Here is an 11,447-nt window from a genome sequence, read left to right on the forward strand (position 1 = left end):
GTCAAAATGCTGATTTTAAGGTATAATAGTTGCTGTTCGAGAAATTTTGATTTTCAAAGAATAGTGAATGATGATAAGGAGAAACCATGAACAACCTACCAAATTGCCCAAAATGTAACTCAGAGTATGTCTACGAAGACGGTGCCCTACTGGTTTGCCCAGAGTGTGCTTATGAGTGGAATCCTGCTGAAGTTGCAGATGTAGAAGAGGGCCTTGTTGCTATCGATGCCAACGGTAATAAATTGGCTGACGGTGATACTGTAACCCTCATCAAGGACTTGAAAGTAAAAGGTGCGCCAAAAGATTTGAAACAAGGGACGCGCGTGAAGAATATCCGCATCGTAGAAGGCGACCACAATATCGACTGTAAAATCGATGGCTTCGGTGCCATGAAACTCAAATCAGAGTTTGTGAAGAAAATTTAAGCATGTCAAAACACTATAAACTTGTATTTTATAGCCGTATCTTCTTGTTTCTAGCGGCTTTTACGGGAGTTTATCTTGAAATCGCCAAGCATGGTGGATTTGGGATGTTACTCTATTATACGGTTCTGTCCAACCTTTTAGTCGCGATTTTTACGCTCTATCTCCTAAAGGTTATGAGCCGTTTAGGTGAAAACTGGCAAAGACCAAGTCTCTTGCGCTTAAAAGGTGGGGTCACCATGAGTATCATGATTACCTGTGTGATTTACCATTTCCTTTTAGCGCCTATTGCGACTAATTTCTATACTCTAGAAAATTTCCTTTGCCACTATATCGTTCCCCTCTGGTTTTTAGCAGATACCCTCTTTTTTGACAAACAGGGTCAATACAAGATTTGGGACCCAATTGTGTGGACGATTTTACCCTTGCTGTATATGATTTTTGCTCTTTTTAATGGCTTGGTATTGAAACTTGATGTTCCTAATTCTAAGGTCAGTCCCTTCCCGTACTTCTTTTTGAATGTGAACAAGGGTTGGGATGTCGTGTTCAAGTGGTGTCTGATTATCTTTGTTGCTTATATGGTGGCAGGATTTATCTTCTACTTTATTAAGCAAATCAAGAGAAAATCATCCTAAGACACAAGGGATTCATTTTCGAGTTTAAGAAGGAGTCTGTACACTAAAGAGGCTTCTTCTTTTCTTGCTTGTTTGATGACTATCAAAAAAGTAGAAGATTAAGAGAAATATAGAAAGAGATTTCATGAAACAATTTTTAGAACGGGCCAGTATTTTGGCTCTCTCCCTCGTTTTGATTACGTCCTTTTCCATCTCGAGTGCCCTGCCAGCCATGTTTGACTATTATCAAGGTTATCCTAAGGAACAAATTGAGCTCTTGGCGAGCTTGCCTTCCTTTGGAATCATGATTATGTTATTACTAAATGGTTTCTTAGAAAAAATATTTCCTGAGCGCTTACAGATCAGTTTGGGATTGCTGATTTTATCACTAAGTGGAACTGCTCCCTTTTGGTACCAAGCTTATCCTTTTGTCTTTGGAACACGGATTCTTTTTGGTTTAGGTGTTGGGATGATCAATGCCAAGGCCATTTCTATTATCAGTGAACGCTATCAAGGAAAAACGAGAATTCAGATGTTAGGGCTACGCGGTTCTGCAGAGGTCGTTGGGGCTTCTCTCATTACCTTGGCAGTCGGCCAATTGTTGGCCTTTGGTTGGACAGCTACTTTCTTAGCTTATAGTGCTGGATTTTTAGTTCTGATCCTTTATCTGCTCTTTGTACCTTATGGAAAAGAAAAGAAAGAAGTCAAGAAAAAAACGAAGGAAGCAAGTCGCTTAACTCGGGAAATGAAGGGCTTGATTTTTATCTTAGCTATTGAAGCGGCGGTTGTAGTTTGTACCAATACAGCTATTACCATCCGTATTCCAAGTCTGATGGTGGAAAGAGGACTGGGAGATGCCCAGTTATCTAGTTTTGTTCTTAGTGTCATGCAGTTAATCGGGATTGTGGCTGGTGTGAGTTTTTCTTTCCTGATTTCAATATTTAAAGAGAAACTGCTCCTCTGGTCTGGTATTACCTTCGGCTTGGGGCAAATTGTGATTGCCTTGTCTCCATCCTTGTGGGTGGTAGTGGCAGGAAGTATTCTGGCTGGCTTTGCCTACAGTGTAGCCTTGACGACAGTCTTTCAACTTGTCTCTGAAAGAATTCCAGCTAAACTCCTCAATCAAGCAACCTCATTTGCAGTTTTAGGCTGTAGTTTCGGAGCCTTTACGACTCCATTCGTTCTAGGTGCAATTGGCTTATTAACTCACAATGGGATGTTGGTCTTTGCTATCTTAGGATCTTGGTTAATTGTAACCTCTATCTTTGTCATGTACCTACTTCAAAAGAGAGCTTAGGATTGGTTTCCTAAGTTTTTCTTTTTTGGATTTTTGTACCCAGACACTATTTGATTTAGGGCCTTGTTTACAGACTAATTTCTTGATAAAATAGAAGTTATGACAAGATATAAAGCAACTATTTCCTATGATGGTTACGTCTTTGCTGGTTTTCAGCGCCAGCCTCATGCGCGTAGCGTTCAGGAAGAAATTGAAAAAACCTTGACCAGGTTAAATAAAGGGCAAGCCATTACTGTTCACGGTGCTGGTAGGACAGATAGTGGGGTTCATGCTCTGGGACAGGTTATTCATTTTGATCTACCTTATCAGATGGATGAGGAGAAGCTCCGTTTTGCTTTGGACACCCAGTCTCCTGAAGATATTGATGTGATTTCGATTGAGCTTGTGGCGGATGATTTTCATTGCCGTTATGCCAAGCATAGCAAGACCTATGAGTTTATCGTGGATAGAGGACGTCCCAAAAATCCTATGCGCCGTCACTATGCCACCCACTTTCCTTATCCGCTTGATGTGGAACGGATGCGGGAGGCTATCAAAAAATTAGAGGGAACCCATGATTTCACCGGCTTTACAGCCTCTGGGACTAGTGTAGAGGATAAGGTTCGCACCATCACAGAAGCTAGTCTTAGGGTTGATGAGACAGGCCAGTTTTTGACCTTTACCTTTTCAGGAAATGGTTTCTTGTATAAGCAGATTCGTAATATGGTGGGGACACTGCTTAAAATCGGCAATAACCGCATGCCAGTAGAGCAGATTGACCTCATCTTGGAGAAAAAGGACAGGCAGCTTGCAGGTCCCACTGCAGCACCAAATGGTTTATATTTAAAGGAGATTCGTTATGAAGAATAATCGTATTTTAGCACTTTCAGGAAATGATATTTTTAGTGGTGGTGGTTTGTCCGCTGATTTGGCTACCTACACCTTGAACGGCTTGCATGGCTTTGTAGCAGTGACTTGTTTGACAGCCTTGACAGAGAAGGGTTTTGAAGTCTTTCCAACTGAGGATGCCATTTTTCAACATGAATTAGATAGCTTGCGTGATGTGGAGTTTGGGGGAATTAAGATTGGTCTTCTCCCTACTGTTAGTGTGGCTGAGAAGGCATTGGACTTTATCAAGCAACATCCAAGAGTGCCTGTGGTATTGGATCCTGTCTTGGTCTGCAAGGAAACGCACGATGTAGCAGTTAGTGAACTCTGCCAAGAATTGATTCGCTTTTTCCCTTATGTCAGTGTGATTACGCCTAACCTCCCAGAAGCAGAATTATTGGCTGGTCAAGAGATCAAAACCTTGGAAGACATGAAAGCTGCAGCGCAGAAATTGCATGACTTAGGAGCGCCAGCAGTCATTATCAAGGGAGGCAATCGCCTTAGTCAGGACAAGGCTGTAGATGTCTTTTATGACGGACAAAACTTTACAGTCCTAGAAAATCCTGTCATTCAAGGGCAAAATGCTGGCGCAGGTTGTACCTTTGCCTCTAGCATTGCCAGTCACTTGGTTAAAGGTGATGAACTTTTACCAGCAGTAGAAAGCTCTAAGGCTTTCGTTTATCGTGCTATTGCACAAGCAGATCAGTATGGAGTAAGACAATATGAAGCAAACCAAAACAACTAAAATCGCCCTTGTATCCCTCTTAACCGCCCTCTCTGTGGTTCTAGGTTATTTCTTAAAAATTCCAACACCGACAGGCATTTTAACTCTTTTAGATGCGGGTGTCTTCTTTACGGCCTTCTACTTTGGTAGTCGTGAAGGGGCTGTAGTAGGAGGACTAGCAGGTTTCTTGATTGACCTCTTATCAGGCTATCCTCAGTGGATGTTCTTTAGCTTGGTCAACCATGGCTTGCAGGGATTTTTCGCAGGATTTAAAGGAAAAACTCAGTGGTTAGGCCTTATCTTAGCAACGATTGCCATGGTAGGGGGTTACGCCTTGGGCTCTACATTGATGAATGGCTGGGCTGCAGCTCTACCAGAAATTTTACCAAATTTCATGCAAAATATGGTAGGGATGATTGTAGGATTTATCCTTAGTCAAAGTATCAAGAAGATTAAGTAATGAGGCTGAGTCAAAAGTCTTTCAAATAAGAAAAACGCATAGTATCAGGTGTTGAAAAACCTTGATACTATGCGTTTTATTGTGGGAAGATTTTCGAAGAATTTTAATCAAAATAAAGCAAGTCTTTGCTGGTGTTTGTAAAGAGGTCAAAGCCATCTTTGGTAACAACACCACAGTCTTCGATACGGACACCGACTTTACCAGGGATATAGATACCTGGTTCAACAGAGAAGCACATGCCTTCTTCGATGACCATGTCGTTTCCTTCCATGATAGATGGGAATTCATGGACATCCATACCGATACCGTGACCGAGACGGTGGTTGAAGTACTCGCCGTAACCAGCTTTTTCGATGACCTCACGAGCAGCGCGATCCACTTCATGGGCAGTCACTCCTGGCTTGATAAAGTCAAGAGCAGCTTGTTGGGCTTCAAGAGTCAAGTTATAAATGTCTTTCTTGAATTGGTCAGGTTTGCCGACTGCGACTGTACGAGTCATATCTGACGCATAGCCGTTGACTAGAACACCAAGGTCAAAGAGGAGAAGAGCATCATTTTCAACCTTGTTAGCTGCTGGAATACCGTGTGGATTTGCAGCATTATCACCAGTCAAGACCATGGTATCAAAGCTCATTTCATAACCTTCACGCTTCATAGCAAAGTCAATTTGGGCGATGATATCTGTCTCTGTCTTATCAAGAGAAATATTATCAAAGCCAACCTTAACAGCCTTGTCCGCATAGAGACCTGCAACCATCATTTTTTGCACTTCGTCAGCAGATTTGATGAGGCGCATGCGTTGGATACGAGGTGTGAGGTTGTTAAACTCAGCAGTTTCAAAAACTGTTTTCAAGCCATGATATTTGGTCAAGATGAGATTGTCAAACTCAACAGCGACACGTTTGAAGTCAAGTTGTGGAAGAGCATGTTTCATTTTTTGCCATGGATTTTCAGAGTCCACATAGCCCACAACTGGGAAGGAAACAGTGCTGCTCGCACGCTCCACTTCAAGGGCTGGGACAAAAAGGAGGGGTTCCTGATCCGCTAGGACAAAAAGGAACATTTGGCGTTCATGGGGATCACTGTAAAAGCCAGTGAGGTAATTGATTGTGACGGGGTCAGATACGACAGCGACGTCTAGTTTTTCTGATTCAAGATATGTTACGATTTGTTGTAATTTAGACATATGCTACCTTCTTTCTACCCCTCTATTTTGGCAAAAAATGAGAGAAAATGCAAGGGAGAAGGGTAAAAGAACAGACAAAAAGAACTCCGACAAGATAACGGAGTTCTTTGATATCATTTTCCTTTGTTTAAGAAAAGTCAGCCTTGCTTTTGACATCACTGTATTCTTCAGCGATTTCTTGGCTGAGAATGTCCTCATAAGCAGGGAGTTGAATGTCCTGACCATATTTCTTCTTGAGGGCAGTAGTGACTAGGCGATAAGCTAGATTGGCATTACGAGAGAGGATAGGCCCGTGGAAGTAGGAACCAAAGACATTCTTATAATGAACACCTTCGCCGACTTTTTCTTCGTTATTTCCATTTCCATAGACAACCTGTCCCAGCGGTTTTTGATCATCTGAGAGGAAGGTACGGCCCTGATGATTTTCAAAACCATAGTAGGTTTCATCGAAATCTTCATTGTGAATCTTGATGTCCCCGATAAAACGGTTATTGGTCTGGTTGAGCGTGTAGTGGCCCATGACCCCTAGTCCTTCGATGCGTCTCCCTGAAGCTTCAACATAATATTGGCCCAATAGTTGGAAACCACCGCAGATAGCCAGAACCACACCGTCGTTTTGGATGTAGTTGTCAATGCTCTCTTTTTTAGCAGGTAGGTCGTCTGCAATGATACTCTGTTCAAAGTCTTGACCACCACCGAAAAAGGCAATGTCGTAGTGATTTTCATCAAAGTTATCATGGAGAGAAACGATGTCAACCGTCACATGGGCTCCCAGTTTTTCAGCCACATACTTGAGCATGAGGATGTTTCCATTGTCCCCATAGGTATTCATGAGATTTCCGTAGAGGTGGGCAATGTTGAGCTGATAGGGGTAATTGCCAGCTTTTGAGGAAAGTGAAGTATAAACCATTAGTTCATCTCCTTTCTAACAATCTGACGACTAGCCAGCAGTTCGCGGAATTCAAGCATAGCAGTATAGGTAGCTAGAATATAAGCATGCTTGCAGTCTTGGTTCTCAATGGTCTTAAGAACTTGCTCCAGACTACTTGTTTCAGTAATTTTATCAGCTGGATAGCCAGTTACTCGTAGACGACGTGCGATTTCAGAATGGCGAACACCGCCAGCGTTGATTTCGGGAATGTCCATGTCAGTGATTTGTTCAAAATCAGCATCCCAGATCCAGCTGGTGTCAATTCCATCTGCATAGTTGGCATTTAGGAGGACAGATAGGCTAAATGGATAAGGAGCTAGTTTAATCATCTCGATAGCTTGGGTCGCACCGACTGGATTTTTAATCAAGACGAGGGTGCATTCCTTGTCACCGATATGGAAGGTTTCCTGGCGTCCAAAGACAGCACGACTCTTATCAAATCCCTGCTTGATTAGTTGGGAATCTGCGCCGAGGAAACGGGCGATAGCCACAGCAGCTAGGGCGTTGTAGATGTTGTAAAGTCCACCGATTTGGATGCCGTATTCTTGGCCGTCAATGACAAAGCGAGAGCGATTGTTGGTTAACTCAACTAGTTCTGTCAAGCGATAGTCGAGATCAGGACGTTTACATCCACAACCTTCACAGATATAGGCACCCAAGTTTGCATAAGTATTGTGCTCATATTTGAGGATGCCTTGGCAGTCAGGGCAGAGGATTCCTTCGGTATTATAGTGAGCCAGCTGAGCTGGACCTTTCTCCAAGTCAAAACCAAAATACTGTACAGGATTTGGAATAGCTGGCTTGTAGAAAAGTGGACTGTCTCCATTAAGAAGAACAGTGGCAGTAGGCACCTTACGAATGGCATCCAAAATCATCTTGTAAGTTGTGTAAATCTCACCATAGCGGTCCATCTGGTCACGGAAAATATTAGTAATAACAAATAAGCTTGGCTTGATGTAGTCACAGATACGAGATAGACTGGCTTCGTCGATTTCTAGGACGGCAATATTTTTCCCAGTTTTAGAAGATTTGGCTGTTAAGAAGGTTGTCGCAATTCCTGTAATCATGTTGGCACCGCTTGGGTTGGTCAGAACTTGACCATAAACCTCTTTTAAAATGCCGACAGTGAGAGCAGTTGTCAAGGTTTTTCCGTTGGTTCCAGTCACTACGACAATCTCGTAGTTCTTAGCTAGGTTTTGTAAAATATCTTTATCGAATTGAAGGGCAAGTTTTCCTGGAAGCGTACTTCCACGGCCAAGACGGCTTAAAATGAAGTGGGAAGAACGCCCAGCAAGAAGGCCCAAAGTAGTTTTTAATTTCATGTTTCTATTATATCATAAAAGAGGGAAAAGACAGATTTGATACTCAATGAAAATCAAAGAGCAAACTAGGAAGCTAGCCGCAGGCTGTACTTGAGTACGGCAAGGTGAAGCTGACGTGGTTTGAATTTGATTTTCGAAGAGTATGAGATTTCGCAGAAATGAAAACAGCCCTCAGAGGGCTGTTCGATACGATTAAATCTCAACTTAAATCGCAAACAAGTCATTCAAGTTCTCAGCCAAGGTTGGGTGAGTGAAGATTTGTTTTGTGAAGTAAGTGTAAGGAATTTTGTTGTCCATAGCAACAGTGATGATGTTGATGATTTCTTGAGAACCTTCTGAGAAGATGCTTGCTCCAAGAATTTCTTTTGTTTCAGTATTAACAACAGCTTTGAAAGCTCCGCGAAGGTCTCCGTTTACGTGACCACGAGGCATTGCTGCAACAGGGATTTCTTTCACTGCGTATGGAAGGTTCAAATCAGCTGCTTGGCTTTCAGTCAAACCAACTTGTGAAAGAGCAGGTGTGATGAACATAGTATTTGGTACATTGAGACGGTCTTCAAGTGTGTAGCTACCATCTCCAGCGAGGTAGCTGTAAACAACACGGAAGTCATCAAGTGAAATGTAAGTAAATTGAAGGCCACCGTTGACATCTCCAACTGCAAAGACACCAGGAACGTTTGTTTGACAATGTTTGTCTACTTTAATAGCACCACGTTCAGTTAGCTCAATATCTGTATTTTCAAGTTGAAGTGGTTCTACGTTTGGTTTGCGTCCAGTTGCGTAAAGAAGGGCGTCGAAACGGTAAGTTTCGTTTTCAGTTACGACAAGCACTTGGTCACCGTCGTTTTTGATTTCAGTAGTACGGATGTTTTGAAGCAATTCAATGCCGTCTTCTTCCATGTATTGTTTAGCAAGAGCTGCGATGGAAGGTTCTGCACGAGGAAGGAAAGTATCCAAGGCATCTAGGACTGTAACCTTGCTTCCAAGTTTGTTGTATAGACCAGCAAATTCAAGACCGATATTTCCACCACCAAGGACTCCAAGTTTTTCAGGCAATTTGTCCAAGTTTTGGATACCTGTTGAGTCAAAGACGTTCTTGCTTGTAGCAAGTCCAGGGATTGGCAAGACGTTTGAAACAGCACCAGTGTTGATGACGATTGTTTCAGCAGTCAGTTCTTTTTTTTCATCACCAGCTTGAATTTCGATGACTTTATTTGAAAGGAAGTGAGCTTCCGCATCAAAGATATCGACGCCTGTACCAGCAACAGTCGCATAGTTTTTACCGTTGAGGCGACTAGTGATAGTGTTTTTGGTAGCAATCACTTCTTCAAAAGACAAGTCTTTCTCAGCAGCAACCAGCAAAGTTTTAGTTGGGATACAACCGATGTTGATACAAGTTCCACCGTACATAGCTTTGCTACGTTCAACGAGGGCAACTTTTTTACCAGCTGAAGCCAATTTACCTGCTAGTGTTTTACCAGCTTTACCAAATCCGATAACGATTAAATCATAAGTTAACATTTAGAGTTCCTCCTATTCGAATTTCATTCTAGCACAAGAAAAAAACTTTTGCACAATTCTGCTACGCTTTAAAAAAGTTTATGAAATAGTGGAAAGTTTAACTTTATTCTCTCAGAAAAATCGTTTACATGACTTTATCGATGGATTGGGCTATCTTTTGCTTCTCTCTTGTGTTATACTAGATAGGTTGCAAAGAAAACAGTACTTTTCTTTTGTGGAAAAGAAGCAACACGATTTTATATCCAGTATATGAAAATACGTCATAAAAAGAAAAGTATAAACTAAGCCCTATAGGGTGGCTTCGCACCACCTTTAGAAAGAAGAAGAACGTGAAATTTAATGAATTAAACTTGTCTGCTGATTTGCTAGCAGAGATTGAAAAAGCTGGTTTTGTAGAAGCCAGTCCTATCCAAGAACAAACTATTCCCTTGGCTCTTGAAGGCAAGGACGTTATCGGTCAAGCTCAGACTGGTACAGGAAAAACTGCAGCCTTTGGCTTGCCTACCCTTGAAAAAATCCGTACAGAAGAAGCGACCATCCAAGCTTTGGTCATCGCTCCAACTCGTGAACTCGCTGTCCAAAGTCAAGAAGAACTCTTCCGCTTTGGCCGTAGCAAGGGAGTCAAAGTCCGTTCAGTATATGGCGGATCAAGCATTGAAAAACAAATTAAGGCTCTTAAATCTGGTGCCCATATCGTGGTGGGAACTCCAGGCCGCCTCTTGGATTTGATTAAACGCAAGGCCTTGAAATTACAAGATATTGAAACTCTTATCCTTGACGAAGCGGATGAAATGCTCAACATGGGCTTCCTTGAAGACATTGAAGCTATTATCTCCCGTGTCCCTGAAAACCGTCAAACTTTGCTTTTCTCAGCAACTATGCCAGATGCCATCAAACGTATCGGTGTTCAGTTTATGAAAGACCCTGAGCACGTGAAGATTGCTGCTAAGGAATTGACAACAGAATTGGTTGACCAATACTATATCCGAGTTAAAGAACAAGAAAAATTTGATACCATGACTCGTCTCATGGATGTGGAACAACCAGAACTTGCTATCGTATTTGGTCGTACAAAACGCCGTGTAGATGAATTGACTCGTGGTTTGAAAATCCGTGGCTTCCGTGCAGAAGGAATTCATGGAGACCTAGACCAAAACAAACGTCTTCGTGTCCTTCGTGACTTTAAAAATGGCAATCTTGATGTTTTGGTTGCGACAGACGTTGCAGCGCGTGGTTTAGATATTTCAGGTGTGACCCATGTCTATAACTACGATATTCCACAAGATCCTGAAAGTTATGTTCACCGTATCGGTCGTACAGGTCGTGCTGGTAAATCAGGTCAATCAATTACCTTTGTTGCTCCAAATGAAATGGGCTACCTTCAAATCATCGAAAACTTGACTAAGAAACGCATGAAAGGCTTGAAACCAGCGACAGCTGAAGAAGCCTTCCAAGCTAAGAAACAAGTAGCGCTCAAGAAAATCGAACGTGATTTTGCAGATGAGACAATCCGTGGCAACTTTGAGAAATTTGGTAAGGATGCTCGCAAGTTGGCTGCTGAATTTACTCCAGAAGAATTGGCCATGTATATCTTGAGTCTAACTGTTCAAGATCCGGATAGTCTTCCAGAAGTGGAGATTGCGCGTGAAAAACCACTGCCATTTAAACCATCAGGTAATGGCTTCGGTGGTAAAGGTAAGGGAGGTCGTCGTGGAGATGACCGTCGTGATCGCGAACGCCGTGGCAATGGTCGCCGTGATGATTTCAAAAAAGGCAGTCGTGGAAATGATCGTTATGATAAGGAAAAACGTTACCGTAAGGATAATAAAAAACCACGTAACACTTCAAGCGAAAAGAAAACAGGCTTTGTTATTCGTAACAAGGGCGATAAATAAGAAAAAGCGGTTCAAAATGAATCGCTTTTTTATATAAGGAGACCGAATGGAAAAGAAAGATAAATAAAATAGATATATTATCTTCTTGTAATATTATAATACACAAAAATAAGGATCTTGTCAATAGAAAAGAAGAAAATTAATTAAAAATATTCTTGTTTTTTCAAATTGCAATTAAATAAGCAATTTTCAGATAATAATTGAAAAT

The 11,447-nt window shown here is 41.9% G+C and carries 11 protein-coding genes; 7 read left to right on the plus strand and 4 right to left on the minus strand.

The window, feature by feature from the left end:
- The first annotated feature begins 86 nt into the window (after positions 1-86).
- The 6 genes from L0P31_RS00845 to L0P31_RS00870 all read left to right on the plus strand — a co-directional run bounded on the left by L0P31_RS00845 (position 87) and on the right by L0P31_RS00870 (position 4,384).
- Positions 87-425 carry a zinc ribbon domain-containing protein YjdM gene (locus L0P31_RS00845; RefSeq protein ID WP_001061596.1) on the plus strand — a complete coding sequence of 113 codons (339 nt, stop codon included), beginning with the start codon at positions 87-89 and terminating at the stop codon, positions 423-425.
- Between the two features lie 2 nt (positions 426-427).
- Positions 428-1,057, plus strand: coding sequence for a Pr6Pr family membrane protein (locus L0P31_RS00850; protein ID WP_000033942.1), 630 nt, complete (start codon positions 428-430; stop codon positions 1,055-1,057).
- A 124-nt stretch (positions 1,058-1,181) separates the two neighbouring features.
- Positions 1,182-2,333 (plus strand): MFS transporter, encoded by a 1,152-nt coding sequence (locus L0P31_RS00855; protein WP_023946242.1) that lies wholly within the window; start codon positions 1,182-1,184, stop codon positions 2,331-2,333.
- 99 nt (positions 2,334-2,432) lie between these two features.
- Positions 2,433-3,182 (plus strand): tRNA pseudouridine(38-40) synthase TruA, encoded by a 750-nt coding sequence (gene truA, locus L0P31_RS00860; protein ID WP_049499584.1) that lies wholly within the window; start codon positions 2,433-2,435, stop codon positions 3,180-3,182.
- Complete coding sequence (locus L0P31_RS00865; protein ID WP_238095361.1) at positions 3,172-3,945, plus strand: bifunctional hydroxymethylpyrimidine kinase/phosphomethylpyrimidine kinase; 774 nt, start codon at positions 3,172-3,174, stop codon at positions 3,943-3,945. The genes truA and L0P31_RS00865 overlap by 11 nt, the downstream gene beginning before the upstream one ends.
- Positions 3,923-4,384, plus strand: a complete 462-nt coding sequence (locus L0P31_RS00870) for an ECF transporter S component (RefSeq protein ID WP_000814989.1) — start codon at positions 3,923-3,925, stop codon at positions 4,382-4,384. Before L0P31_RS00865 ends, L0P31_RS00870 begins: the two co-directional genes overlap by 23 nt.
- Before the next feature lie 103 nt (positions 4,385-4,487).
- On the opposite strand, the gene L0P31_RS00875 is transcribed toward L0P31_RS00870, so the two are convergent.
- The 4 genes from L0P31_RS00875 to L0P31_RS00890 all read right to left on the minus strand — a co-directional run bounded on the left by L0P31_RS00875 (position 4,488) and on the right by L0P31_RS00890 (position 9,344).
- Positions 4,488-5,570: a M24 family metallopeptidase gene (locus tag L0P31_RS00875; RefSeq protein ID WP_000040929.1), complete on the minus strand. Its 1,083-nt coding sequence runs from the start codon at positions 5,568-5,570 to the stop codon at positions 4,488-4,490.
- A 127-nt stretch (positions 5,571-5,697) separates the two neighbouring features.
- The gene (gene gatD, locus L0P31_RS00880) at positions 5,698-6,480 is read right to left on the minus strand and encodes a lipid II isoglutaminyl synthase subunit GatD (RefSeq protein ID WP_049499586.1); all 783 of its coding nucleotides are present in this window, start codon (positions 6,478-6,480) and stop codon (positions 5,698-5,700) included.
- The gene (murT, locus tag L0P31_RS00885) at positions 6,480-7,823 is read right to left on the minus strand and encodes a lipid II isoglutaminyl synthase subunit MurT (RefSeq protein WP_049486847.1); all 1,344 of its coding nucleotides are present in this window, start codon (positions 7,821-7,823) and stop codon (positions 6,480-6,482) included. Before murT ends, gatD begins: the two co-directional genes overlap by 1 nt.
- 204 nt (positions 7,824-8,027) lie before the next feature.
- Complete coding sequence (locus tag L0P31_RS00890; RefSeq protein ID WP_238095363.1) at positions 8,028-9,344, minus strand: FAD-containing oxidoreductase; 1,317 nt, start codon at positions 9,342-9,344, stop codon at positions 8,028-8,030.
- Positions 9,345-9,673: 329 nt separating this feature from the next.
- On the opposite strand from L0P31_RS00890, the gene cshA reads away from it, so the two are divergent.
- Positions 9,674-11,239 (plus strand): degradosome RNA helicase CshA, encoded by a 1,566-nt coding sequence (gene cshA, locus L0P31_RS00895; protein ID WP_238095365.1) that lies wholly within the window; start codon positions 9,674-9,676, stop codon positions 11,237-11,239.
- Positions 11,240-11,447 lie beyond the last annotated feature (208 nt).

Origin of the sequence: Streptococcus mitis (assembly GCF_022137125.1) — a bacterium.
GTDB lineage: Bacteria > Bacillota > Bacilli > Lactobacillales > Streptococcaceae > Streptococcus > Streptococcus mitis_CE.

Bases quoted from the DNA above. Each gene is read 5' to 3' on its own strand.
- L0P31_RS00865 (WP_238095361.1), top strand. From the start codon at position 3,172: ATGAAGAATAATCGTATTTTAGCACTTTCAGGAAATGATATTTTTAGT.
- L0P31_RS00870 (WP_000814989.1), top strand. From the start codon at position 3,923: ATGAAGCAAACCAAAACAACTAAAATCGCCCTTGTATCCCTCTTAACC.
- truA (WP_049499584.1), top strand. From the start codon at position 2,433: ATGACAAGATATAAAGCAACTATTTCCTATGATGGTTACGTCTTTGCT.
- L0P31_RS00845 (WP_001061596.1), top strand. From the start codon at position 87: ATGAACAACCTACCAAATTGCCCAAAATGTAACTCAGAGTATGTCTAC.
- L0P31_RS00875 (WP_000040929.1), bottom strand. From the start codon at position 5,570: ATGTCTAAATTACAACAAATCGTAACATATCTTGAATCAGAAAAACTA.
- L0P31_RS00890 (WP_238095363.1), bottom strand. From the start codon at position 9,344: ATGTTAACTTATGATTTAATCGTTATCGGATTTGGTAAAGCTGGTAAA.
- murT (WP_049486847.1), bottom strand. From the start codon at position 7,823: ATGAAATTAAAAACTACTTTGGGCCTTCTTGCTGGGCGTTCTTCCCAC.
- gatD (WP_049499586.1), bottom strand. From the start codon at position 6,480: ATGGTTTATACTTCACTTTCCTCAAAAGCTGGCAATTACCCCTATCAG.
- L0P31_RS00850 (WP_000033942.1), top strand. From the start codon at position 428: ATGTCAAAACACTATAAACTTGTATTTTATAGCCGTATCTTCTTGTTT.
- L0P31_RS00855 (WP_023946242.1), top strand. From the start codon at position 1,182: ATGAAACAATTTTTAGAACGGGCCAGTATTTTGGCTCTCTCCCTCGTT.